Annotated in this window: 30 protein-coding genes and 1 pseudogene; all 31 read left to right on the plus strand. The window is 40.8% G+C overall.

The annotated features are described in order from the left end of the window. Positions 1–169 precede the first annotated feature (169 nt). Entirely contained in the window at positions 170–712 is a 543-nt protein-coding gene (locus FC36_RS03965) for a phBC6A51 family helix-turn-helix protein (protein ID WP_025021021.1), read from the plus strand. Further along, positions 690–1,994 carry a PBSX family phage terminase large subunit gene (locus tag FC36_RS03970; RefSeq protein ID WP_025021020.1) on the plus strand — a complete coding sequence of 435 codons (1,305 nt, stop codon included), beginning with the start codon at positions 690–692 and terminating at the stop codon, positions 1,992–1,994. The genes FC36_RS03965 and FC36_RS03970 overlap by 23 nt, the downstream gene beginning before the upstream one ends. Next, positions 1,995–3,416 (plus strand): phage portal protein, encoded by a 1,422-nt coding sequence (locus tag FC36_RS03975; RefSeq protein ID WP_025021019.1) that lies wholly within the window; start codon positions 1,995–1,997, stop codon positions 3,414–3,416. After that, complete coding sequence (locus FC36_RS03980; protein ID WP_025021018.1) at positions 3,382–4,764, plus strand: structural protein; 1,383 nt, start codon at positions 3,382–3,384, stop codon at positions 4,762–4,764. Before FC36_RS03975 ends, FC36_RS03980 begins: the two co-directional genes overlap by 35 nt. Beyond that, positions 4,733–4,936, plus strand: a complete 204-nt coding sequence (locus tag FC36_RS03985) for a CPCC family cysteine-rich protein (RefSeq protein ID WP_035188372.1) — start codon at positions 4,733–4,735, stop codon at positions 4,934–4,936. The genes FC36_RS03980 and FC36_RS03985 overlap by 32 nt, the downstream gene beginning before the upstream one ends. A gap of 23 nt (positions 4,937–4,959) precedes the next feature. Then, positions 4,960–5,229, plus strand: coding sequence for a hypothetical protein (locus FC36_RS03990; protein ID WP_025021016.1), 270 nt, complete (start codon positions 4,960–4,962; stop codon positions 5,227–5,229). A 9-nt stretch (positions 5,230–5,238) separates the two neighbouring features. Next, entirely contained in the window at positions 5,239–5,463 is a 225-nt protein-coding gene (locus tag FC36_RS12680; RefSeq protein ID WP_263640299.1) for a YjcQ family protein, read from the plus strand. Between the two features lie 107 nt (positions 5,464–5,570). Then, positions 5,571–6,224 (plus strand): DUF4355 domain-containing protein, encoded by a 654-nt coding sequence (locus tag FC36_RS03995; RefSeq protein ID WP_025021015.1) that lies wholly within the window; start codon positions 5,571–5,573, stop codon positions 6,222–6,224. A 20-nt stretch (positions 6,225–6,244) separates the two neighbouring features. After that, a complete protein-coding gene (locus FC36_RS04000; RefSeq protein WP_025021014.1) occupies positions 6,245–7,180 on the plus strand; it encodes a N4-gp56 family major capsid protein in 936 nt (311 codons plus the stop codon). Between the two features lie 23 nt (positions 7,181–7,203). Next, positions 7,204–7,770, plus strand: a complete 567-nt coding sequence (locus FC36_RS04005) for a LysM peptidoglycan-binding domain-containing protein (RefSeq protein ID WP_056986722.1) — start codon at positions 7,204–7,206, stop codon at positions 7,768–7,770. Further along, complete coding sequence (locus FC36_RS04010; protein ID WP_025021012.1) at positions 7,751–8,113, plus strand: hypothetical protein; 363 nt, start codon at positions 7,751–7,753, stop codon at positions 8,111–8,113. Before FC36_RS04005 ends, FC36_RS04010 begins: the two co-directional genes overlap by 20 nt. Before the next feature lie 13 nt (positions 8,114–8,126). Beyond that, entirely contained in the window at positions 8,127–8,561 is a 435-nt protein-coding gene (locus FC36_RS04015) for a hypothetical protein (RefSeq protein WP_025021011.1), read from the plus strand. After that, positions 8,561–8,932: a hypothetical protein gene (locus FC36_RS04020; protein ID WP_025021010.1), complete on the plus strand. Its 372-nt coding sequence runs from the start codon at positions 8,561–8,563 to the stop codon at positions 8,930–8,932. Before FC36_RS04015 ends, FC36_RS04020 begins: the two co-directional genes overlap by 1 nt. Next, positions 8,919–9,374 carry a phage neck terminator protein gene (locus FC36_RS04025; protein WP_025021009.1) on the plus strand — a complete coding sequence of 152 codons (456 nt, stop codon included), beginning with the start codon at positions 8,919–8,921 and terminating at the stop codon, positions 9,372–9,374. The genes FC36_RS04020 and FC36_RS04025 overlap by 14 nt, the downstream gene beginning before the upstream one ends. Position 9,375: 1 nt before the next feature. Further along, positions 9,376–10,413 carry a DUF3383 family protein gene (locus FC36_RS04030; RefSeq protein WP_025021008.1) on the plus strand — a complete coding sequence of 346 codons (1,038 nt, stop codon included), beginning with the start codon at positions 9,376–9,378 and terminating at the stop codon, positions 10,411–10,413. A 14-nt stretch (positions 10,414–10,427) separates the two neighbouring features. Beyond that, positions 10,428–10,826, plus strand: coding sequence for a phage structural protein (locus tag FC36_RS04035; RefSeq protein ID WP_025021007.1), 399 nt, complete (start codon positions 10,428–10,430; stop codon positions 10,824–10,826). Between the two features lie 87 nt (positions 10,827–10,913). Beyond that, complete coding sequence (locus FC36_RS04040; RefSeq protein ID WP_025021006.1) at positions 10,914–11,270, plus strand: hypothetical protein; 357 nt, start codon at positions 10,914–10,916, stop codon at positions 11,268–11,270. After that, complete coding sequence (locus FC36_RS11590) at positions 11,248–11,451, plus strand: hypothetical protein (protein WP_025021005.1); 204 nt, start codon at positions 11,248–11,250, stop codon at positions 11,449–11,451. The genes FC36_RS04040 and FC36_RS11590 overlap by 23 nt, the downstream gene beginning before the upstream one ends. After that, a complete protein-coding gene (locus FC36_RS04045; protein ID WP_056986723.1) occupies positions 11,448–16,409 on the plus strand; it encodes a hypothetical protein in 4,962 nt (1,653 codons plus the stop codon). Before FC36_RS11590 ends, FC36_RS04045 begins: the two co-directional genes overlap by 4 nt. Positions 16,410–16,420: 11 nt before the next feature. Beyond that, positions 16,421–16,987 (plus strand): LysM peptidoglycan-binding domain-containing protein, encoded by a 567-nt coding sequence (locus FC36_RS04050; protein WP_056986724.1) that lies wholly within the window; start codon positions 16,421–16,423, stop codon positions 16,985–16,987. Continuing rightward, complete coding sequence (locus FC36_RS04055) at positions 16,987–17,328, plus strand: phage baseplate plug family protein (RefSeq protein ID WP_056986725.1); 342 nt, start codon at positions 16,987–16,989, stop codon at positions 17,326–17,328. The genes FC36_RS04050 and FC36_RS04055 overlap by 1 nt, the downstream gene beginning before the upstream one ends. Next, on the plus strand, positions 17,321–18,181 hold the full coding sequence (locus FC36_RS04060; protein ID WP_025021130.1) for a phage protein: 861 nt from the start codon (positions 17,321–17,323) through the stop codon (positions 18,179–18,181). The genes FC36_RS04055 and FC36_RS04060 overlap by 8 nt, the downstream gene beginning before the upstream one ends. Continuing rightward, positions 18,181–18,531 (plus strand): hypothetical protein, encoded by a 351-nt coding sequence (locus tag FC36_RS04065; protein ID WP_025021129.1) that lies wholly within the window; start codon positions 18,181–18,183, stop codon positions 18,529–18,531. The genes FC36_RS04060 and FC36_RS04065 overlap by 1 nt, the downstream gene beginning before the upstream one ends. Further along, on the plus strand, positions 18,528–18,875 hold the full coding sequence (locus FC36_RS04070; RefSeq protein WP_025021128.1) for a DUF2634 domain-containing protein: 348 nt from the start codon (positions 18,528–18,530) through the stop codon (positions 18,873–18,875). Before FC36_RS04065 ends, FC36_RS04070 begins: the two co-directional genes overlap by 4 nt. Then, positions 18,875–20,080: a baseplate J/gp47 family protein gene (locus FC36_RS04075; protein ID WP_025021127.1), complete on the plus strand. Its 1,206-nt coding sequence runs from the start codon at positions 18,875–18,877 to the stop codon at positions 20,078–20,080. Before FC36_RS04070 ends, FC36_RS04075 begins: the two co-directional genes overlap by 1 nt. A 122-nt stretch (positions 20,081–20,202) precedes the next feature. Continuing rightward, positions 20,203–20,640: a hypothetical protein gene (locus tag FC36_RS04080; RefSeq protein ID WP_225349949.1), complete on the plus strand. Its 438-nt coding sequence runs from the start codon at positions 20,203–20,205 to the stop codon at positions 20,638–20,640. A 16-nt stretch (positions 20,641–20,656) separates the two neighbouring features. Then, positions 20,657–23,194: an alanine-zipper protein gene (locus FC36_RS04085; protein ID WP_056986726.1), complete on the plus strand. Its 2,538-nt coding sequence runs from the start codon at positions 20,657–20,659 to the stop codon at positions 23,192–23,194. A gap of 88 nt (positions 23,195–23,282) precedes the next feature. Next, positions 23,283–23,573 carry a hypothetical protein gene (locus tag FC36_RS04090; protein ID WP_025021123.1) on the plus strand — a complete coding sequence of 97 codons (291 nt, stop codon included), beginning with the start codon at positions 23,283–23,285 and terminating at the stop codon, positions 23,571–23,573. Further along, a complete protein-coding gene (locus FC36_RS04095; RefSeq protein WP_025021122.1) occupies positions 23,570–23,848 on the plus strand; it encodes a phage holin family protein in 279 nt (92 codons plus the stop codon). The genes FC36_RS04090 and FC36_RS04095 overlap by 4 nt, the downstream gene beginning before the upstream one ends. A 1-nt stretch (position 23,849) precedes the next feature. Then, positions 23,850–24,758 (plus strand): GH25 family lysozyme, encoded by a 909-nt coding sequence (locus FC36_RS04100; RefSeq protein ID WP_025021121.1) that lies wholly within the window; start codon positions 23,850–23,852, stop codon positions 24,756–24,758. A gap of 422 nt (positions 24,759–25,180) precedes the next feature. Beyond that, a pseudogene (locus FC36_RS04105) lies at positions 25,181–25,807 on the plus strand (ABC transporter permease); the annotation flags it as partial. Between the last annotated feature and the right edge of the window lie 36 nt (positions 25,808–25,843).

Below are 25,843 nucleotides of genomic sequence, written 5' to 3' on the forward strand. Positions count from 1 at the left end.
TGTGGTTCGTGAGAGGTTAAAAAGCTATATTATGGTAGTGTGATAAAAAAGATAAGCAAGGGAACTTGTTTATTAGTCTTTAAATGATTTGATTTTGACCGGCAAACCACGCCGGTTTTTTTGTATACAAAGACAACCTAAAACATTAATCGGAGGTGGGTGAAATGAAGTGAGTATTGATTACAAAAAGTTACAAGAGGGGGCTTTTGGTAAATTAGATAAACGACGTCAAAAAGCAGTCGCGCTATTATTTGATGATGAATTAACGGATGAAGAAATTGCCAAAAGTGTAAACCGTTCACGGCAGACGTTATCTAAGTGGAAAAAAGAGCCTACCTTTATCGCAGCACAAGAACAGTATAAAACACTCGTCGTATCTGAAAAGTACGAAAGTGCTGCACTAAGAAAGCTTTACCAACTTCTTAACGCTAAGTCGGAAATGGTCCAACTGCAAGCCGCAACTACAATACTTAAGCTTGCTAACCGCCTATCCGACAATAGCAACCCAGAGCTTGATAAAGTTAAGATTAAGAAGGGCGAAGCAGAAGCACGTACGGCAGAAGCCAAAGCAATTTTGGCGGAATACGAAGTTCAAATTAAGCAAGAAGAATTTGGTGAAAACGACGACGAGGAAAGAGACGACGACTTACAATCCGCAGTCGGACAAGGAATGGAGGGGCTATTCGGTAATGGTGACGAAATCGAAACTTAGCATTAGATTTAGCTTTACTCCATTTTCCAAACGACAACTCCAAGTCATGTTTTGGTGGCAATCTCCGGAATACGAAGATAAGTTCGCAATTATCGCAGACGGCTCCGTCCGGGCGGGTAAAACAGTTGTGATGTCAACCAGTTACGTCCGTTGGGCCATGATGAACTTCAACGGAGTTAATTTTGGGATGGCTGGGAAGACGATTGGTTCCTTACGGCGAAACGTGATTAGAACGCTGAAAAAGATATTGATTTCGGAACACTACCGCGTCAAGGATAATCAAAGTGAAAATATGCTAACAGTGTCCAAGAACGGTAACACGAATTACTTTTTTCTATTCGGAGGGACCAATGAAGCTAGTCAAGACTTGGTGCAAGGTATCACTGCTGGAGGTTTCTTTTTTGACGAAGTGGCCCTTATGCCGGAAAGTTTCGTCAATCAAGCAACATCACGGCTATCTGTGGAAGGTTCTAAAGTATGGTTTAACTGTAACCCCGGAAGTCCGTATCACTGGTTTAAGTTAAACTGGATTGATCGCCTTGCAGAAAAGAAAGCCATTCGGGTCCATTTTCTGATGAAAGATAATCCTAGTTTATCTCAAGACACAATAGACCGTTACGAAAGCATGTATTCGGGTGTGTTTTATAAGCGATACATTCTAGGTCAATGGTCGGTTGCCGACGGGATTGTTTATGACAATTTCAACCAAGACACAATGGTTGTGGATCCACCGGCAGATACCGTTTATACCAAAAATTGGGTATCGGTCGATTATGGTACGCAGAACCCAACTGTATATCACTTATGGAGCTTGCATGACGGTGTGTGGTACAACCGAGCCGAGTATTACTATTCCGGACGTGAGAAAGGTCACCAAAAGACAGACGAACAGTTCGTTGATGATATGGAAACCTTTTTTAGCGCTAACGAGTTATCGAAAACTGACACCAATTTAATTGTCGACCCGTCGGCAGCTTCTTTTAAACGGTCACTTAAGAACCGAGGATTTACTGTGAAAAACGCAAACAATAATGTTGTTGACGGTATCCGTTTCATGATGTCGCAGATGAACGCTGGCAAGATGAAATGGACTTCTAGCAGTAAACATGCGCTAAAAGAATTTAATTCTTACGTATGGGATGAAAAGGCGGCTGAACGCGGAGAAGATAAGCCGGTCAAAGAACACGACCACGTAATGGACGCCGACCGTTACTTTGCTATGAAAGTTTTGAGAAAACCGAAGAAAACAAGAAACATCCGGTTATACAAGGAGGGACTATAATTGGCGGAATACTTATCTAAGCGCGCTATCGTTTCAGACGACGGCGTTTTTTATTACAGTCAAAAGCAGGGCGAAAATCTAAGCATAGACGATTTACGCAAATTTATCGATTATAACGAAAGTCGTTTCGTTCCTGACTACAAGAAATACAAAGACTACTACAAAGGGAAACACGTCGCTATTATCCAAGCACCCGCCAAACCTAATGGCAAGCCGGATAATCGAGTAATCCTCAATTTCGCTAAGAAGCTAGTGGACACCTTCAATGGTTTCCTCACAGGTAACCCGGTTAAAATTACTCTGGAGGAAGAAATTGCCAATAAGGAACTTGCTGAATTTAACCGCCGGAAAAATATTCCGGAAGTAGTCGCTGAAGTTTCCAAGCAAGCTGACATTTATGGCAAGTCACACTTTTTTATCTTTTCAGACGAAAAGGGAGAAATTTACCTAACCGCAGCTACCCCAGATGAAACTTTTGTGATTTACGATGATACCGTCTTACATCGCCCGCTTTATGGCGTAAGATACAGCAGTCAGGGAAATTTCGGTGTCGGTTACAACGTAGAACTTTTTTCAACAGAAAAAACATGGAACGTAAACACTTCAAATGCCAACGGTGGCTTAGGTGAAGGGCAAGTCAACGAATTTAAGTCAATTCCAATTATTGAAGCTTCGGAAAACTCCGAGAGAATCAGCGTAATCGGAAATGTGTTAAGTATCGTCGACGAGCTAAACAAGGCTATCAGTGAAAAGTCTAATGACGTTGATTATTTTGGTGATGCCTATATGAAAGTCCTAGGTGCACTCTTAGAACAAGAAGACTTAAACGCACTAAGAGACACTCGCATTATTAACCTCAAATCCTCAATGGATGAAGATGAACCTGCAGAAAACTTGGACGTCGACTTCTTATCAAAGCCGGATGCAGACGCAACACAGGAAAATCTCATTAACAGATTGCTAGACGCGTTATATCAAACAAGCATGATCGTCAATTTAAACGATAAAGACTTCGGAAATTCTAGCGGTGTCGCTTTAGAAATGAAGTTCAAACCAATGCTAAACCTAGCAACGGGCAAAGCACGTCAATTTACGAAATCATTACGCGAAGTTTACCGTATTTTGTTTAGCACTGGTTTAATCGCTGGAGTCGACACGGAAGCATGGAGTGACCTGGATATCTTATTCCACTATGATTTACCGCACGACATCAAAGACGAAGCGCAAACCGCACAAACCTTATCGGGGCTTGTATCGCGTAAGACATGGCTTAAAGCTTTATCTATCGTTAATGATGTTCAAGCGGAATCTGATGCGATTGACAAGGAGCAACAAGACCAATTAGCGACTAACATGCAAGTTATCGCTGATAATAGGGGGCTAACTGATGGTATCGGTCAAGGAAGAAAAGAAGCGGATTGATTACCTTTTAGAACGGGACAACGTAACCGACAAACAGTTAGACGCCGTTTATCAAGAAGCGCTAGCAGGACTTCAAGAGGTTATCGGTGACTTTTACCTTAACTATTCCGTTGATGGGACGCTAAACGGCGTTGATTTATCACGCAAGGTAACCAGGAAAGACCTAGAATTACTACGGCGACAGTACGCTAAACTTCCAGATGATATGGAAATTCCAGAAAGTAAAAGAGCAGATGTTTACGTCGCACAAGGTAACATCAATCTAAGTGGTCTGTTAGCCGGTGCGATTGGTTTAGTTATGTTAGCCGCTGCTTTACGTTCAAAGAAGATTGTTCAACGCAACCGTAAAACAGCCGTACGCGAGGAAATAAGCTATCAATCGCAAAACATGGGTAATCTATCCAAAAATAAAAAAAGACGCTTCAAGCGTGAAAATAAGGCCCTATCAGAGCCAAATTACAAACCTAACGGAGATGTTTCTTACATTCCGTGGCAAGACAGATTACTAGCCAATTCGGATCAGGCGGTTAATCGGATTAACACCAAGGTTAACAAGGTAATTAACCAAGGAATGACCGGTCAGGACGTCAACGGGAAACTATTCCCTAGCAGTCCGACCCAATCCGTAAACACTAACCTAAGAAACGAGATTACCGCGATTGACTACAAGTTAAAACGGATTGCCAGGACGGAAGCTGCACGATTAGAGGATGAAGTTACGGAAAGCCGGTTTAAAACTGAAAAGGTCAAGTGGTTTGATTGGGTAACCGAACCTGGAGCGTGCAAAAAGTGTATTAATCTGTTTTATGACGGTCCCTATGAGGTAGGGGCGCCAGACAGTCCACGAATACCAGACGACTCCCACCCTAACTGCCGTTGTCGAAGAATTCCGCACATTGAGTCGGAAGATGATGAAAAGAGCGACAGCACCAAAAGGAAAGCTTTTCTTGCGGGGGCAGTATCTGCTAGCTCGAATAAATCAGAAGATGAAGGTAGCGCTAATGACAGCAAAGAAAAAAACGGTTATAATGGTGATGAGGATTTAGAATGGGAACAAGCAACATTCCCTAGTCAAAAATCTTTTAAAGGTCACTATAAAAAACACGGCTTTCAGTTTAACGTTTCTACGAAAGAAGAGTTTTTACAAATAGCTACAAACCTTTTAAAGTTAGACACTAGCAGTGATGTGTTGGGGTATCAAACAAAAGACAGACGCGTGAGATTTGATTTAAATAATGGAACTTATGTTTTAGGTAATCCAGAAACATACACGGTAATTACTATGTTTAAGCCGGATGAAGGAGTTGAGTATTATTATGGAGAATTCAAAAAAGACATGGAAAATTGATGGATATACTTGGTTACATTGTCCCGTTTGCGGTAAAGAAGTTATGGATTACGATATTTGTGACAACTGCGGATGGCAAAATACAGGGATTATAAACCATGATGGCGGACCTAACTGTATGACTTTAGAAGAAGCTAAAAAAGCTTATGCCGAGGGACGTGAAATAAACTAACGTGTCAAGGACGATGAAACAAGATGAATAAGTTAGATAAATTAAGCGATTTAATCGAGTCAATGGAGACTCAAATGGAGATTACATTTAATTGTGATAATGTTCCTTATTTCTTAGAGCCGGACTATATAGATGATTTAAACATAAAAGGTTGGATTCTCAATGACAATAAAAGTTTTAGTAGACAAAAGATTGCCAGCACAAATCCTAAAGAGGTGTTACAGTTGGCATTATTGGAAAATGGACAGAGTATCCTTTCTCAATGGAAAAAATTAGATATGAAAATTTATTGAACAATACGAATTACAGATAAACAGTATTATGACACTTTGAAGATGTTGTCTGAAGATAAATTTATAGCTGGTATTGAATTTTTTGACGCCATACCACCTGATTATAGCTTGGTAAACGACCCAAGTAATTGGCGGATAACTCGTTTAGGCATTGAATATTTCAAGGAAAACAGCTTAATCAGAAAAACGTATAAACAACTAAAGGAAATCAAAGATTGGTTACCTTTAACTTAGCACTTACAGATTTGTAGGTGCTTTTTTTATGCCCAAAACATGCTGACGGCGTTAAAAGCTGCAAGGAATAAACAGTCATACAAGACTATAAAAAGGAGGGGCAAATCATGCCTAATGAAGCAAACGGGAACGAATCGCAAGAAACTATCGTGACGCAAAACGGTCAAGAAGGCCAAACAGATCGGACTAACGAAACGAATGGTAACGAAGATTCAAACAATCAAACCAGAACTTTCACGCAAGACCAAGTAAACGAAATGGTTAAGTCCCGGCTCGAACGGGAACGTGCAAAAATGCAAGAAGAAGCCATGAACAAAGCACGTGAAGAAATGCAAAACCAACAAAGTGAAGCTATCCGCCTTAAAGATATGAATGCCAAAGAACGGCAAGCATACGAAATTAAAAAACGGGATGACAGATTGGCAGAGTTGGAAGCAAAGCTTAACCGCCAGGAAATGGAACGTCAAGCTATGGATATGTTATCTGAAAAAGGTATCAATGCAGATAGCGAGACTCTTAACATGGTCGTAGCCGATACCGCGGAAGAAACTAAGGCTAGAATTGAAAAGTTTGATAACTTGTTAACGGAACGCGCGCTTGCCGCTAACAAGGACCGTTTCAAGAAACAAACGCCAACCGATAAACCGGCCGGCGAAGAAGTGAGCGAAAAGGAATTTGGAAGTATGAACTACAAAGAACGAGTTCAATTCAAAAACGCCAACCCTGAACGCTACAACGAATTAATTAAGAACTTTATGTAAAAATACGAGGAGGGTATAAAATGCCAACAACTTTAAGCGATGATGTGTTAGATCCACAAGTATTAGCGCCAATGGTAAGCGCACAATTAGTAGCAAATTTGGTTTTTGCCGATTTAGTCGACATTGACCGCACTTTAGAAGGTCGCCCTGGTAGCACAGTAGAATTCCCTAGCTTTAACTACGTTGGAGATGCCGAAGACGTAGAAGAAGGAGTAGCAATCGAACCAGAAAAGCTAACTTTCGGGTCAACTGCTGCAACTATCAAAGAAATTGGTAAGGGTATCGGTGTAACTGACAAGGCTATGTTAACTGGCTACGGCGACATCGGTGGAGAAATTTCAAAACAGTTAGGTTTATCGTTAGCCAACAAGACTGATAACGATATTAAGGACGCGTTCCTATCTGCTACACAAACGCAAACAACGACTGCAACGGTTGACGGTTTGCAAGAAGCGGTAGACAACTATGCTTTGGAAGACAACGTAACATTGGTATTAGTTGCTAGTCCCAAAGCCGCCGGTAAATTACGTTTAAACGCTGCAAAGGACTGGTTACGCGGTTCCGAAATGGGTTCCAAAATCGTTGCAACTGGTACCATGGGAGAGGTAAACGGTGTGCAAATCGTACGTTCGCGTAAGTTAGACGATAACACGGCTATTTTAATCAAAATGCCTAGTTCCGCAGACGACAAACCTGCAGTTAAGCTTATGATGAAACGCGGTGTGAAAATTGAACCAGAACGTCATGCTTCAACACGTACTACCGAATACTACGCCACAGCTCACGAAGCACCTTACTTGTTTGACCCTTCAAAAGTAATCAAGATTACTTGGTCTGACATTACATCTGGCGGTAAGGGTACAGACGGTGCACCAGAACCTAAAACACGTGATACGGTAGCAAAGAATGTTAAGAAGACTACTGCTAAAGCTGCAACTGGTTCGTCTAGCAAGTAGCATGAAATAAAGGAGGGATCTTAATGGACCAATCAACAAAAAGTACAGAGGTTTCTGAAAGTGAAGTAACTTCTAAAGTTGAAAACAAGAGTCAATCTATCGCCGAGTCTACTTCCACTAACCCTTCCGCTAGCGAAAGTAAATCATTGAGCGCTTTTGAATCAAAAAGCTCAAGTGAATCACAATCAGAAAGTGTTTCTAAGAGCGAATCACAATCGGAATCAAATTCCGTTAAGAAGCAATCAGAAAATGTAACATCTGAAAGCAAACCTACACCCAAAAAGGAATTCCAAAACCCGGTTGACTTAATCGGGGATGTTCCTGGCCCTGTGATGTACAAAAACGCTTATGGCCAACTTAAAAAGGCACGCTTTCAACCGCCTTATCCTACACCTTTGTCCATCACACCCCATGTTTGGACAGAAGATGATACGATTTATGGCATTGCCGAAGACTATGGTGTTTCCTTGCAATGGATCCGTCGTTGTAACCGAATGGAGTACGAGGCAATGTTCAAAATCAAACCGGGGAAAGTTTTGAAGTTTGCATATACGCCGCATGATGTCGATTATGTTATCAAGCGACTTTAAATTTGACGAAGCGGTTGCGGACGTGCAAAAAAAGATTAGCATGTTTCCGGCTATCACAGACACGTTAACCAAGTTTGACACAGACTCTTTGCAATTTTTAAGCACAGAGGCGCTTAAACAAGCTGGAATGGACGGTTTTAACGATGATAATGTGATTATGCCGGCCGCTCTTTTAGTGGCGCATTATTGCGCTTTATCCGCTGATACAAGCGGAAACATCCAAGAACAAACCGCCGACGTTTTGACACAGAAATTTTTTGATCGTAACGGGTCGGATAATTTTTTAGTCGAGTACAAGCGTTTGAAAAAATCGATATCGCGCGGCGTGATTAGATTTTTGTAAAGGCGGTGATTACTTGGAAATTCAACTCACAACGTCGGTTTCCGGAGACTTGGGAATTACCGAAATGGTCCAAAAGTTGGAACAATTAGACGGGACCAAAGTGGAAGCAGGGCTCTTTGGTGGGATGAACCGAAATAAAGCTATATGGAACGAATATGGCACGTCGAGAGGTATTCCGGCGCGTCCTTTTTTACGTACTGCGCTTTATGAAAATGAGGGACGTTTCGCTGCATTTATTAGTCCATTTATCGCAGGTATCTTAAACGGAGGGTCCGTCGCAAATGTGGGAGCTAAGTTAGGTCCATTTATGGTTATGAGTATCCAAAGGACGATTGCTAGCGGAGGTTTCGCCCCTAACGCACCGGCAACGGTAGCTAAAAAGGGTCATGGCAAACCGCTTATTGATAGTGGTAGCATGTATGGTTCTATTGAATGGAGGCAAGAATAATGCCTTTTTACATTGATATGACCGGGGTTTTGAACGCATTCAAGACTGAGGTTACCTTTTATCAAGAAAAAAGTGGTTACGATGATTTCGGTCGCTGGCAAACCGAGGAGGAAACCAAGAAAACCGTTTATGAACCTTTTGTGCCTAATAATCGGCAAGGACTGTATAGCATTGTTACCGCACTTAGAGAAACGGGTAAAACATCCCAATACAACGCGGTTTGGATATCTGCAGAAACGGTAGAACCAAATACCAGAGTCGAACACAAAGGGAAGTTTTATCGCGTTTCAGACGTAAAGGACCTTACAGATTACAGCAACGTGACTATTTACTACTTGGAAAGCGAGGAAAAAACAGATGGAAACGTATGATTATTTGGCGCTGTATCGTGTTTTTAGCCGTGTTACCAAGGAACAAATGGGATTAAGGCTAATTGAACTTTACGGCAACGGTAAGGCACCAGAGCCACCTTATATCGCGTTCGATATCATTAGTCCACGTATTCCGAATAACTATTTGGAAGATGACCGAGTTTTTGAGGCGGTAGTTTCATTTACGGTTTACGCCAAAGATAAATTAGAAGCTTTAAACACGGTTAATAAGTTGCGGGTAGTGATTGACAACCAAACATCCCAGGATATTTACGCAAAAGAAAATATAAGCGTTGTTGAAAAAATGCAGACTCAAACACGATATGTGGACGAAACAACAAATTACGCCTATATGTTTGGGTTTGACATGCGGTTAAGACTTGTCGAGACCTACCAAGAAGACACATCAGTAATTGAAGAAATTAATTTAAAGGAGAATTAAAATGGCTGAAACATTATCAGACGTACAAGTTGTACTTAATATTGAAAATCCTAGCGTTCCCGTAAACATGGGGAACTTAGCCGTCTTTGTCAAAGGTAACAAAGATGGCGCGAAATCGTATTATTCCTTGGACGACGTTGTATCAGACTACAACGACAATGTCGCTTTGCAAAAAGCTGCAGAAGGTTTCTTTGCCCAAGGAGAACACGGAGAAAAATTCATTGTAGTAACCTACGCTGACAAATTAACTTTGGCGGCAGACATGTTCTACACTGAAGGTTGGGAATTCGCTATGTTAGTCCCAGGAACGGATAACAGTTCTTACATGACTGATTTATCAGCACTTGCTGCATACACAGAAGGTAAGGCAGAACGCTTTATCGTTTACGGTTTACCAGCAACTAGCGATAGCGTTGATAATGTAGAAACTACTGTCAACACTCTCGGCGGTGGCAAACGTGCGATTGTATTTGCATCAGGTAAGGATGCTACCGAAGCTACTTATGGTGCTGCCGCTTTAGTAGGTGCTGTGGGTAACAAGACTGTTGGGTCTGTGACATGGAAGTTCCGCACCGTTGGTGGTGTGAAACCTGTTAACTTGAACGTGACTCAAATCAAGAAGTTACATGAAGCGCACGTATTCACATACGTAACTAAGGCTAATATTAACCAAACATCAGAAGGTTTCACTTTAGCAGGAGAATTCATTGACGCCTTACACGGTGACGACTGGATTAAAGCTTCTATCGAAACGCAATTACAACAACTTTTATCCAACTCTAATAAGGTTACTTACGACGCGGTTGGTATCGCTCAAATCGACGCTACTGTAACTACGGTTTTAGCAAATGCAACCACTAACGGCATTATCGAACCTAATGCAGAAACTGGTGCAGGTACCTTTACGGTGACTACCGTTTCTCGTGCAGACAGTCCTGCGGGTGATATTAGCGCTCGTCGTTACAATGGTTTATCGTTCGAATACACTCGTTCCAGTGCTATCCACTCTGTGAAAGTACACGGACAAATCAACTTATAGGAGGTTATTGAATAATGAGTTTAGAATACATTTACAATGCCAAAGATGTTCACATTTCAGTAGATGGTCGAGTAGTACAAGGTTTCCAAGACGGCGATATGTTTACCGCGCAAGTTAAAGAAGACCGAGTACAAACCGAAGTTGATGCTCAAGGGGAACCTTCCGTAGCTATCAACAACAACCGTTTAGGCCAAGTTACCGTTAACTTGTCTGGTAACTCTGCAGACCACAAGCGTCTTAATAAATTGGCGAATACAAGCAAGGTATTCCCTTTGGTTATTACCACACCTTACGAAAAGATTACTTGCGACCAATGTATTATTGCTCGTCCAGCAGAAGCAGCTTTTGGTAAACAAACACCAAAACGGACTTACACCATTGAAGCTTTAGATCTTCATGTAGAAGTCTTGTAATTTCAGCGACTAAGGGTGCAACTCCCTTAGTTGTTTTAGTCCATTAGGACAACTTTTAGATTTTATTTTTTATAGGAGGTTATTCCCATGAGTAACAAAGCAGAACAAACAGAAACTAAGAAAACAACCAAGGCAGTTAAGAAAATTATGCCAGTAGAAGTAGACCGTTTAGGTGAAAACGAAGATTATGTATACACTGACAAAAATGGAGCGGAATGGAAATACACTTTCCAATTCCCAGGAGTACGCAAGGCTTACGAAATTTTAGATAACGCAACAATGGCAAATGGTCAAATTGCGCGGTCAATCTATTTTGACGAAATGATTCAAAATGTAATTGTTGAACCTGCCGGCTTAACTTTAGATGATTTTGACGACCGTCCAGGTTTAGACGAACTTTACACAGCCTTAGACTTGTTTCTTGGCGCACGGATTAGCGACTAAATCGCCGTACGATGTTAAAAAACAAGTAGAAGATAACTGGTGGTTTTGGTTTCCAATTGTAGCCGGAGTGGCTACAAAAGAAGAAATGGAAAAAGCCACTAGCGAAGAAGTACAAATCTTCAATAAAGTAGCAGAACTCAAGCAACAAATGCAACAGCCAAGAGGAGGTGACGGCGAATGAGTAACGAAGCAACAATTACGGCAAACATAAAGGTCACCGGTTTATCAAGTTTAGTACAAGCCAATGAAGCTGCGGAAAAGTTAAAAGCAACCTTATCCAGTCTTAATGGAGGAGGTGCTAGCTTTTCTGGTTTGAATAATAGCTTGCGAGCTATGGAAAACCATATCAAACGGATAACGACAGACCTTAAAGAATTGAATACCGCCGGAAATCAAAGTAAGGTGGGAAACAATTTAGCTGAAGGTATGACTAAAGCTAACGAGGCTATCAACAAAACCAAGACAAGTCTTAAAGAAATTGGAGCAGTCAATACTCAAACGGCCGGCACCAGACTTAGTGAAGGAATTTCAAAAGCAAACACAACTTTTGGAAAATATGAAAGTTCCATCAAAGCGTCGCAATCTGCCGAAAGAGAGTTAGCCAACGCGGCTAAACAAGTGGCTTCCGCCGAAAAAGAAGCGACTTCCGCAGCGGAAAAGGGGGCTAATGCTCGTAAGCAATCGGTAAATGCCAATAATCAAGCGCTAAGAGAAGAAAAGCAAGCCCAACAAGCTCAAGCTTCCATGATGTCAGCCTATGCCGGTGGCGGTAATGGTGGCAAAAAAGAGCCTGGGAAATTTATGTCAGCCCTTAAAGAGTCGGTTGGGATGTTTACGCTTGGCCAACTTGGAGCAAACGCTGTTATGGGCGGAGTTGAAGGTATTAAAAATGTATTCAAAGGCGGGTTGGATTACATCAGCACGCAACAAGCCTCACAAGTTTCTTGGGCTTCTAATGCACGATCAGTTAATCAGCTTTTAGGCCGTAACATCTCTAATAAGCAAGCAAATAATTTCGCTAGCGGAATGGTTACCGATGTTGGTAATTTAGCACGTTCCGCAGGGAATGATTACAAACAAGTTTCTGATGCCGCTCTTGCATTCTACGCAACTGGTGCTGGTGTTTCCACCGCTGGGAACAAAAAGAAAACCTTGCAGTTAACGAATGACATGCTTAACTTGCAAGACGCCGGCGGTCTTAACGATGAAGAAATGGGACGCTTCATTCAATCCGTAGCTAAGTCGTTAGACCAAGATAAGATTGACGGCAAACGTCTCCAACAGTTAAAACAGTTTAACCCAAACATCGACGAATACCTTAACAAAGCTTATAAAAAGCGTACGGGTCACGATGCCAAAAGTGCCAACGATTACACGGGGGATGACCTGGTAAATGCCATTCATGCCGCTGGTACAGCTCCAGGGGTTGCCGACGCTTCAAGGCGTATGAACCAAAGTCTAGCAGGGGTCCAACGTTCCATTAAATATGGTTCAATCGCTATGGCGGGAGAATTTGAAAAGAAACTTGCTACTAGCCTAAACAAGGCCTTTGGTGGTGATGGAAAGCTTTTCTCTAAAATTACCGGATGGATGAATGATCCTAAGAAAACTAGCGCTTTTGTCAACAAAGCGGCAGAGACAACTAGTGGGGTAATAACCACTACTGGGAAAATTGGTCGTGAAGCTTGGAATGTTGGCTCGGATATTTTCAAAGCGGTTCAACCTTACGCAAAAAGCTTTGGTCAAGGATTCGTTAGCGAAATTAAGTCCATTGCAAGTGGTGTAAAAAGCGCATACGGCACGCTTAAAGGTTATGCAAGTAAGCTGTCTAACTTATTGCCAAAGGACGCTACAAACAATTTACAAGGCTTGTCTAATGCGCTTGGTAAGATTACGGGTGGTTTAGTAGGATTGAGATTCCTTAATAAATTACCTGGCATGAGTGGGTTAGTTTCTAAAATGGTGACACCAGTCATGAATTTGATTGGGAAAATTCCAGTAGTCGGGAAAACCTTAAGTGGGGTTATTAGCAAAATTACTGGCATTAAGCCAACGCAAGAATTAAGTGCAGCCGGCAAGATGCAAAGTGCCGCAGATACCATGATGAGTGCCGCTAACCGAATGAACGGTGGTAATGGTAATAATCGTTTAGGAAACGAGATTAACGGTCCAAAGGGAAATCGAGCCGGAATGTCTCTCGTAGACTCAAACGGGCGAGTAATTGATATAGCTGATGGCATGGGCGGTAGTTTCTACCGCACCGCAAATGGAACTATCAAACGCACCTTTAAAGGTAACGGCAATTTCAGCGGAACTTTCAATCCGTACTTAGGTATGGATTACGTTCCTGGAACGAAGTTGGGAACACGTATGGGTCGTTACCACAACGGTCGAGTTGTAGCCCCAGCACCTAGGTCAACGGCCCTTATCGCTAAAGGTGAGGAGCTACTTGAAAGTGCAACGGCTGCGCAAATGGCTTCCGAAAGTTCTAGAGTTGCTAGAAGAGTTACCACGGGAATTGGAGGACGTGCAAGTTTAGCACTAACCAAGCTCAAAGGTAACACCTTGATTAAGTTAGGTAACGCTGGACAATTCGTTGCTAGCCACGGTGGAAACTTTATCGCTCGTGGGGCTATCGGAATCAAGAATGGACTTGGCGCACTTGGTAAAAGTGGTGCCGGACTAAACCTTGCTTTTGGTGCTATCGACCTTGCTAATTCATTCGCAACTACCAAATCTGGAACGCTAGCAAGACACAAAGCTGTCGGTGGTTCCATAGGTGCAACATCTGGTTCCATTGCCGGTGGTGCTTTAGGAACCTTACTAGGTCCTGCCGGGACAATGATTGGTGCCACTGCAGGCGGAATGCTTGGTAACGTAATCGGTAATTGGGCCGGCGGGTTGTTTGGTGGATCTAAAACACCAACGCAAAAACGGCCAAGTCACGGTCAACAAGTGGCCACAGCGCAAGCTAAAGCTCAAGAAAATTTTGACCGAAAGAATTACGCTAACGATTATGCGACAAGATTCGGTGTTAATTCCGATGGCACTCAAAAAAGCTCAGCTGAAATTAAGAGTCTTAAGGCTGAGGCTAAGCGTGGTTACAACTTATCCAACCGCGCTTCTAAGTCAACCTCTGCCAAAACACAAGAAGCAGCTTTAAATTATCAGCAAGCAGTGCAGAACGGTGATTATGGTGCAGCGAAAAAGTACCAAGCGCAAATGCAAAAGCGCATCACCAAAGAAGATGCTAGTGATGTATCCAAGGCACAGAGAAAAGTTTCTAAGGCGACATCCGCTAAGAATAAAGCTTACAAGGACGCATACAAAGCCAATCTGGAAGCAGTTAAGCGAAATAATCCTAACTTAACCAATAAGCAAGCAAGGAGCTTGGCCAAGGCTAACGCTAAGAATGACAAAGCTTATAAGCAAGCTTCTAAAAAGGAAGCTGAAGCGATTAAGAAGCGTGAAAAAGCTCTTAAGAATTACGAAAAGGATACCGGCAAGAAGTATGGCACAAAGTCAACCGGATCCAAGAGTAAGTCAAAAACAAGAGGCAGTTCAAGCTCCAAAAAGGCTACTGCGAAACTTAAGGCTAAAACTTCCGGTGAAAAGAAAGTTAAGAAACTATCTGACAGCGTTAAGAAAGCCTCAAAAGGTAAGAATAATGTCAAGGTTAAAGCCAAGACGTCTGGTGGAAAAAAGGTCAAGAAGTTATCTGATAATGTAAAGAAGGCTTCTAAAGGCAAAAACAACGTTAAAGTTAAAGCTAAAGTTTCGGGCGACAAGAAGGTCAAGAACTTATCTAAGAGTGCCAAGAAACTTAAGAATAAAAACGTTAAGGTTAAGGCTAAGGTTTCCGGAGATAAGAAAGTCAAAAAATTATCAAAAGAAACCAAGAAACTTAAGAACAAAAATCTCAAAGTTAAAGCTAAAGTCTCTGGTGACAAGAAAGTCAAAACACTTTCCAAAAACACCAAGAAGCTTAAAAACAAGAACGTCAAGGTTAAAGCTAGAGTTTCAGGCGACAAGAAAGTTAAGAGTCTGTCAAAAGAAACTAAAAAGCTCAAAAATAAGAACGTTAAGGTTAGAGCTGGTGTTAGTGGCCAAAGCAAGGCTAAATCATTAGCTAGCGCAATCAAGAAACTAAAGTCAAAGTCTGTTAAAGTGACTGCCCACGTATCAGGATCAACTGGGAAAATTAAGAGCTTAAACTCTGCGATTCGTTCGTTAAGAGGCAAAACCGTTAAGGCGGGTGCTAACGTATCGGGTACAGGTAAGGTTAAATCACTATCAAGTGCAATTAATGCGGTTAAGAGTAAAACCGTTCAAGTGACCGCTAGTGTTACAGGAACGGCCAAAGTCAAGGCATTAACCGCAGCAATTAACGCTTTGAAAGGAAAATCTGTCAATGTTACTGCTAATGTTAATGGACTTGGCCAAGTTCGGTCTTTGGTGTCTGCGATTGCTTCCGTGCACTCTAAGAGTGTGACGATTTCAGCGCACATGGTTAAATCTGGTGGTTTGGCAACTGGTACACCTGGAGCCACATCAGCTTTCAGAGGTGCTTTAGCAAGTGGTACACCGGCTTCAACAACTACTAAATGGAGTTCTAACGGTGGCGCCAAAGCCGGTACCTACCTAGTGAATGACGCTCCGGGGCCTAATTACGTTGAAGCTTTCAAGCTTAAAAATGGCCTTATCGGTCTATTCCCTAAGCAAAGAAACATCGTAGTTCCGTTGCCCGAAGGAACCCAGGTGCTTAATGGTAAGGAAACCAAAAGATTGTTCCCTCGCTTAGCCGAAGGGACACCTAAATTTGGTAAGGTATTGCCACAACCAAAGGCTATGGCATATAACACGCCAGAATTGCGCTTAGAGCGTTTAGAAACGGGTACACCTACCTTTGACATGGGAACGATTGAAAATAACTTCAAGACTTCAAATAAGACGGTTAATAATGTATCTCGAAGTGCCAAGAGCTCAAGCAAATCTCGGAACGTTGTTGTTAATATGACAAACAATTTCACCATCAATGCTCAAGGAAACGGTCAAACAGATTGGCAATCAGTCATAGACAAAATCTCGAATGCTATTGGTGAAAAGTTCCGTCAACAATTCCCGCAGGTTGAAATTTAGGAGGTGGAAGCATGGCCAAATTAACAGACGGAAAGAAAACCGTTGAAATCTTTGCTTTAAGCGAAGAAGAAAGCATAGAAAATAAAGTTTCTCAATACCCCGTGCAATCTGGAAATCCGATTACCGACCACACACAACGCGAAAGTTTTACTGAGACTTTCAGCGGGTGGATTAAAGGTAAGGATCATAATGAAATTAATGATAAATGGTCTCAGCTTATGAATTGGCAGTATGCTGGGGCCAGTTTGACTTGGCATGGGGCTATTATTCATGGGAACTTGATGTTAACTAACATTACTAAGACGTATGAGGATGGCGGGTTTAAAAACGCTCTTAAGGTTGATTTAGAACTAAGAGAGGTTAAGACCGTCTCTGCATCATATGCAGCAGTTAAACATGTTGGGCCAGTTAATCCACCGAAACCTAAGGCCAATCCAGCTGTTTATGTGACGGTTGTTCCAGGTAACACTTATTGGGGCTGGTGGAGAAAGTATGGAACACCTATCCAAACACTTAGAAACTGGAACCACTGGCCAGATAGGTTTATCCCGGTGGGTGCGAGAGCGAGGGTTAAGTAATGAGTAATCGAAGGAAATATGAACTAGACATCAGTCAAGTACCACTAAAGTTTGAAACGACCTTTGGTAACGAAACGTTCACTATCCAGCTAAACTATAATTCGGTTGGTGATTTTTACACTGCCGATTTATATAATGCGAACAACGAACCTTTAATTTTAGGTGAGAAACTTGTTTACGGAAAACGGCTGTGGTCAGGATATGTCATGTTTGAGCTTCCAGCCGTGGATTTAATCCCTCTCGATGAAAGTGGACTAACCAATGTATGCAACAAAGCAACGTTTGGGGAAACAGTATTTCTGTATATCGATACTTTGGTGGGGGTGGAAAACGATGGCTAAAGCGCAATATGGTTTTGAATGCAAGGTGGTCGTTACTACCAAGAATTCAAGGTTAACTTACGAATACAACAAAGGTAGCAAAGCTATTGAGATACATTTCACGGTCCCATTTTCTACGGATACAGAAAAGCAGATTACCGAAATCACGTTATATAACATCAATCCCGGCCACTTCAACTCTATCAAACAAGGAGATAAAGTTGAGCTTTATGCTGGATATAACGGTGATGTTGGTTTGCTGATGAAAGGAACTGTCTTTAGGACTACTAATCCTGTCTTGGATGATGTAGATACTGCTTATACTTTGCGGGTTCTTGAAGGGACAGATTACACTAAGTTACCAAAAATTAATGTAACTTACGCCAAAGGTACAATGGCTTCTACGATCATTAAAGATGTCGCCCGTCGCGCTAACATTAGCTTGAATTATATGAATATCAATCATGATAAAGCTTATAACGACGGCTACACGGCTGACGGTCACCCTTTAGAAGTCTTAGAAACCGTTGCAGAAGAAACTAAAACCAGCTTGTTTTACTTGCGTGGCCAACTGACTTTCGCCTTTATTTTTAACGGAAGAAATACAGAGGTTTTCAATCTTAATACAGGAACTGGTTTGATTGGCAGCCCGACCTCAGCTAGTCGGGATGATGACTGGCAAGATTATGACGACAACGACGGTTTAGGTAACTGGAGTTTTGAGGTTGAAAGCATTCTTAACTATCGTTTGACAACTTTTACCAGAGTTGAACTTAAAAGTAAATACCTTAATCATGGCATGTATGTGATTAATGGTGAGCACAGCTTTGATGGAGAAGAAGCTCGTACAAAGTTTGAAGGGATAGAAAATTAATGGCAATAAGAAATAATGACACGAGATTTGTCAAAGAATTAATTGAACGCATACAATGGTCCGTCAACGTGGCTCAATTAGCGCGAGTAACATATCTGAACGAAAATAAAACGCAGGCAAATGTTCAACCGATGGCGCTTAATTACAAAGATGATAGCAAACGAAGCCTTTTAATTAATGTTCCGGTTGGCAAAACTTGCCAGAACTTCATAGGCATTAATTCAGTAGTGCTAGTTACTTTTTTAGACCGCTCAATCAGTAATTGGGATGGAACGAATAAGGATTTTAAGTTAGATAGCAAAAGAATGCACGACTTGAACGATGCAGTGATTACGGAGGTTTTACCATGAAAGATATTAAGTTGAATAGTGACGGGGATTTCACATTTGCTGATAATGACATTCAAGTCGTTTCTGACCTAGAAGAAATTGAACAAACTGTAAGTTTGGTGGTAAAGACCCGAAAAGGTGAATTTTTTGCCGATGAAAACCTAGGAATGGACCAATCATTTTTAACCGAAAAAGGTGCAACAGATACGTATATAGCTAGTTGCATTACTGACGCGCTAAGTCAGGAAGAACGGGTTATCAATGCGAATGTCACTAAAATTGAGCGCAATAATCGTGATTTAACAATTGCTTTTACGGTGAATCTAAATGATGGTCAGATGATAGAAAGCGAGGTTAGCGTTTAATGCTTGATGAAAAAGGATTTACACGACCAAATTATGACGAAATCGTTGACGATTTATGTTTGAAATGGCGAGAACTTTTTGGTGAAACTGCCCAGACGCATACAAGGTCTGTAGGCGGAATTATCATTAGGATTTTAGCCTTTTGTCTAAATCAAATTTACATGTTGGCTGAAAAGGTCTATAACTCACAATTCGTTGATAGCGCTAGTGGAGCCACTCTAGATCAGTTAGCAGCTAACGTAGGATTGCACAGACTGCCTGCACAGGTCGGCATAGGAACTATCACTATCTACGGAAAAGCGGGGTACACTGTTTCTTCTGGTACGCTTTTCAAGACAAAAGATGATTTAATGTACGTCACTACCGAAGATATTACTCTAGAGGATAGTGGAGAAAAATCTATGAGTATCCCTGGATATGGGACTATCAGTGCAAATGAAGGTAACTTAGGAACGGGAGTTAGCCACTTGTTATATGCAGATAAATTAGGTGCTGATTACAACAAATCCGGGGAATACACTGCTGAACAAGTAACACCCGTAGAACAGATATTGTATGCGACGTTGACTGATGTTATAGGTGGTACAGGTATTGAAACAGACGATAATTTAAGGAATCGAATTACTCTAGCTAATAATATGGACAGCTCTAGTCCGTATAACGGGGTAATTACAGCCATTAGAAAAGTTAATGGTGTTAAAACAGTAAAAATTATTAGTAATGATACTATGGAAAATGACCCTAAAACTAACACACCCGCTAAAGCAATCCACATCTATGTAAACGGAGGATACAAAGACGATATTGCTGAAGCTATTTTCAAATCTGTAGCAGCCGGAATTAATACCGCTGGTCAACAGGTAACGAAAGTAACGGACATTGCTGGGATTAACCATGTGATTAAATTTGATTTCCCGACCAATAAAGGTATTTATGTTGATATTCATTTGGAAAAAAATAGCATGTATCCTAGCGATGGAGATAATCAAATTTTAAATATAGTTAAGCAGTATTTAAACTCGGTGGATATGGGTGAAGTGGTTAGATACACTAAATTTTACCAGTTAATTTATAGTAATGTTAAAGGCGTTGATGTAGCTGATATCAAAATTGGCTTATCCAAAGAAGAGGTTAAGGCTCAAGACATCGTCCTATCTACTTTAGAAACAGCTGCGCTTGCAGACGGGGGGCTTACAATATCGTGAATTTCTTTGATGAAATAAAAACGCGAATACCGGCCTCGATTAATGCTGACTATGGAAGAAATGTAAATAAACTTATCCAGTTTTTGGCAACGGAGCTTGCAAATATACAAGGAATTTTTAATTTGATTGAGTCTTACAGAGACATCAACAACGCAAAAGGTGAGGTTTTAGACCGATTAGGCGAAAAGTATGGGCAAAGTCGAGGACAAGCCGATGATGATTTTTATCGTATTATGCTTAAGTCCAAAATTGCTTCGCGTCGTGGAGATGCAACTGTGAACGGAATTATTAGAACGATTCAAAATGCATTTAATATTGAACCTAAAAATATTCGCGTTGAACCTTTAGAAAACGAACCACTAGCAATCAGAATTGTTGATATTCCAATTGAGTTAGCAAAGACTCCATGGCAACAAAAGTATTTGCTAAAACGGGTTGAAGAAACATCTGCGGCAGGAATTAGGGTAGACCAAATTCGGTTCGTGGATACATCGTGGAATACTGTTAAAGTCGTCTATGGTACACGCAGTGCTATTATTTCGGTTAATGGTCCAAAATAAAGGAGGTAAATTGTTAATGAGTGAAAAATTTAAAACGGTTATCACAAATGAAGGCTTTCGCTATACCGAGTTAGTAAAATCGGATGATAAACCTAAAATTTCCTTACTAGATCCTATCGCATCTAACACGGCGTATTCAGACGCGCAATTAGAAAGATTAACTTATACAGAAGTCATTAGTCAAGCTAGTCAAATTCAAACTGGAAAACTTACCAGCAAGAAAATTAATGGGCAAGCAATGAGCCTAGAACTATTATTTGATGGTCGAAATGTAAAAAATGACTATACTTTAAATACAATTTTTATTTATGGGCAAGTTGAAGAAAACGAGCCTTTTTTATTTGCTGTAATCAAGGCTAATCAGCCTCAATATATTAATGCTTATAGCGAATCCGGGTTGACCAATTTGCAAATTAATGTCGGAGTTAAGCTGGCTAACATTAACGATAATGAAATCGAAATCGTAGTTGACCATGCTGCTTTAGCCACACAGCAAGACGTTACAGATTTAACGGACAAATTAGATAAAGAAATTGCTCGAGCAGATAATGTAGAAAAGAAGTTACAAACAGCTTTAACTGGTGAAATTTCAAGAGCGAAACAATCCGAACAAGACAACAAATCTGCTATTAGCACCGAAATTACTCGTGCTAAGGAAAAAGAGGGTGCTTTACAACAAAAACTTGACAGCGAAATTGCTAGGTCTACAAAAACAGATAACGACACGAATGATGCCATTAATAAAATTAAAGCTGATGCAGAAAGTAGTCACTCTAGCTTACAACAATCACTAACCGGTGAAATCAATAGAGCTAAACAAGCCGAACAATCAAATAAAACTGATATCGATTCCGAAAAAACGCGTGCAACTAATAAAGAAAACGAGTTGAGCACATTAATAGGAAAAATTCAAACTACTCTAAACCCGTTAGTCAATTATCCTGTTTACAGTGGAGACCTAAACAATTTTAGAGAAAATGGTACCAGAATCATTTATGGGAACGAGTCGATAAATGAGATAAGACATAATCCTCAAGGTTTAACTAACGGATTAATGTTAAGCATTAAAACCAGTGACGTAGTATCGTGTCAGGTAGTAATTAATACCGATACAAAGAAAATTTACATCCGACAATATTTTGGTAATAACGGTTGGTCTGAGTGGGTTGAGAATGTAACCTATAGTGAACTTAGGCAAGTTGTAGAGGATTTATCTGGTTCAATATCTGAGATGTCAAGTGAAATCTCAAGAGAAAAAAGTGAGATTGATAAAAAGATTAATATTGTACAAAACACCGCCAACACTGGGGTTAATAAAGCTAATACTGCCCAAAGTACGGCTGATGGTGCGGTAAGTAAAGCTAACAACGCACAGAATACTGCCAATACTGCTAATAGTAAAATAGATAATTTATCTGTTTCGGGTAAAAATATTTTACGAAACACTTTAAATTTTGGCGGGAGCCTTAAAGAATATCAAAAAGGCGGTTCATGGGACCAAGGTGAGTGGCGGACTGGCGGACAAGGGTCTATCACCAATATAACATTGCAAGACACATCGGTTAGTGTTAATGGTTTTGTAGCTTCCAAAAAGATTGAAATAGCAAACAACCCTACAATAGGCGCTGATGGACATTTATTTGTGCAAGATAATGTGCCTTTAGTTCCTAATAAAGACTACACATTGAGTATCTATGTAATGCCTAGTGAAGATGTAACTATTACAATGAGATTAGGTATTAATAATCGAAAAGATTTTACTGTGAAGGCAAGTAGTGATTGGACAAGAATAAGTTGGACTACACGTTGGGGTGGTGTAAATAATTCAGTATATTTTGGTGTATTGAATACGACTAAAAATGTGTGGTTTATTCTTCCACAACTTGAAGAGGGAACAGTTGCCACTAAATATCTACCTAATCCAAGTGACCAATCAGAACAGATTACCGACCTACAAAACAAGACCACACCACAACAGTTAATTAAGACGGTTACAGATACTAGTCAAGCTGGGCATGCGGTGCCAATCAATACACTCAACGATCGACTTAAGTCTTTAGAGGATAAACTTTCATCATTGATTAACGAAATACGTGAAGAAAGCACGCTTCATGCATATGTTTCAGCATATCGTACTGAATCTGAAGAATTGAGGAGTATGACTTTATATTATGAGGATGAGAATAATCAACCAAAAATTAAAAAGGTAAATTTGGAAAATATTAAAAAGGTCAGTGTTCCAGCGGTTTCCTTTAATGAACAATATAAAGCTTTTCAAACTGATTATGATATCTTTTATGAAATTAAAGAGGACAATCTTGACAAAATTACTATAGATTTTGCAGAAATTAACGAAAATGTCATTTGCGACTTTGATGGGCAAGACCACTGGATAGATTTACAAAAAGAATATGGAAAAGACTGGCGCGAAAATCGGGAGAGGGTAACAGAGTATCATCGGGGATTTATTTCAGCTCCAAATAGAGTAGGTGACTATAAAGTGATATCCGATCGACTAGCCAGTCTTGTATACTCTGTACAATGGAAAGACTAACAAGGAGGATTCTATAAATTTCACTCAATTCAATAGTACTATTAAATTCGTGCAATAATTTTAAAAATGGTATTAGGGAGGTGATGCAATGCCACACAGCATTTTAGGTCTTGGATTTTCGGATTGGGTGGCGATTTTTACCCTATTTGGCATAGGTTTTGCCTGGCTAAGAGGAGTAATTAAAGACTCAGCACGAAAAGCTACAGACGATGAAATTAAGGAATTGTCGCAAAGATTAGTACAGTTCACTTACGATATTAAAGATTTACAAAACTCGATTAATCAGCTTAAGAGAGTGACCACACGACTTGGGAAGCTTGAAGAAAGCCACTCTGATTTGGTTGAACGGGTGATTAGACTGGAGGAACACATCAAATGATGAATTTAAAGGTCCGGATGAAGAATCCGGTTTTTGTTGTGCAATTAATTCTATCAATTTTAACGCCAATCCTAGGATATGCTGGGATTAGCGCACAAGAACTCACTAGCTGGCAAACGTTAGGGACGGTCCTGATGGAAGCAATCGGCAACCCTTATGTTTTATCGCTAGTCGCTGTAAGCTTATGGAATGCTCTTAACGACCCGACTACACATGGATTATCGGATAGCAAGCAAGCACTTGAATATGTTCAACCAAAAAAGGATGTGAAATAATATGACAATGTACACAGTAGACGTTTATAGCGGTTCAGACGACTCGATTATTAGAGATAGTCATGCTCAAGGTGTTATCGTCAAAGCTACACAAGGGACTGGCTATGTCAATCCTAAGTGCAATCATCAAGTAGATTTGGCTAAGTCGCTTGGTAAGAAATTGGGCTATTATCACTATGCGGGCGGAGGCGACCCGGTAGCGGAAGCTGATTACTTCTTGGTAAACATCAAGAATTACATCGGCACCGGCATGCTAGTTGTTGACTGGGAGAGCTACCAAAATTCAGCTTGGGGTGACACAACGTGGGTTCGGCGGTTTGTTGACCGTGTGCACGATAAAACCGGCGTATGGCCGGTTATTTATGTGCAAGAGTCTGCAATTTGGCAAGTCGCAAACTGCGCTAAGGATTGCGGTTTGTGGGTGGCCAAGTATGCAAGCATGAACTGGAATTCTTGGACAGTGCCCAACATGCCGGTTTCCTCTGGTGCGTTTGCTGCAATCACCGGCTGGCAGTATACCGGTGGCGACATGGACCGGTCAATCTGGTATATCGATGAAACCGGGTGGGATAAGTTTGCTAAGGCTAACACCGTTAACCCGGCGCCTCAAGTGCAACCTAAGCCACAATCTAAGCCGGTATCAGCACCTAAAACTTGGACGGATGATTTAGGCGTTGTTTGGCACGAAGAAAAGGCCACTTTCACGCTTAACACCGCCATTAATCTACGGTGGGGGGCAACAACTAAGTCTGCTTTGATCGCAACCTTACCCGCTGGCTCTGAAGTTGAATACGATGCTTGGGCCAAATCGGGAGGTTATATCTGGATTAGACAGCCACGAGGCAACGGTCAGTTTGGTTATCTCGTATGCCGTGACGGCAACGGCCAAGCTTTCGGTACGTTCAAATAGCGAACAAAAAAAGTTGGCCACTTTCGATAGTTAGTAAAAATCACTAACCTTTAAAAGTGGCACAAAAAAATATACGTTTTTAGCTCACTTCCCGTTTGGGAGGTGGGCTTTTTTGTGTGAAAAGATAATTTCAAGCGATACTTTTATCTTCCGAGAAAAATACAAAGAGCGGATAAGCCTTGATATATCAAAGTTAGTCTATCTTCTTAGAAAATTTTTTGATGAAAAATCGTTCGCTAAATCAGAACACCTAGTTACAGAAAACTTCTAAAAATAAGGTCTCGGATTTTCCGAGTTTTTTTATTTTCACTCAAAACTGACAACGGATAAATGAAGATTAGTGAGGTTTTATGAAGATTTGGGTAGTTAAAACCCGCTTGTTTCAGAGCGTATGAGGCGCTATGATTTTGTATGAGAATTGGGAAAGTTATTATGGGGATAGCGATACGGGATTTTTCGATAAAATTGCTCCCATTCTGATGAGTTTCTTTACTTTTTTCTTTGTTTTCCTAATTTCTGGAATGGCACTATTAAAGGAAAGAACCTCTGGCACGTTGGATCGTTTATTGGCAACGCCAGTTAAGCGAAGCGACATTGTTTTTGGTTATATGTTAGGCTATGGAGTTTTAGCTTTGTTACAGTCTACTTTAATTTCTACGGTCGGAATCTGGATTCTACATTTAGATGTTGTGGGTAACTTATTTGATGTTATGGTTATCAGCGTCCTCTTTGGTTTTGTGGCCTTAGCATTTGGACTACTGATGTCAACATTTGCATCATCGGAATTTCAGATGATGCAGATGTTACCATTGGTTATTGTTCCTCAGACCTTCTTTTCGGGGATTATCCCACTAGACTCGATGGCAACCTGGGTTCAAATCATCGGTAAAATTTTACCACTGACATATGCCGGGAATGCCGTTTCAGGAATCATTATGCAAGGTTATAATTTGGCGGATGTTTCGGGCGATATTATGGCCTTACTGATTTTCCTAATAGTTCTTTTAATTGCTAATATTTTGGGTCTCAAACGGTACCGTAAAGTTTAAATGAAATAGTAAAAAGTGCTAGAAATCACGTTCTGA

It is taken from the genome of Ligilactobacillus equi DSM 15833 = JCM 10991 (genome assembly GCF_001435735.1).
In the GTDB taxonomy this organism is placed as follows: Bacteria; Bacillota; Bacilli; order Lactobacillales; family Lactobacillaceae; genus Ligilactobacillus; species Ligilactobacillus equi.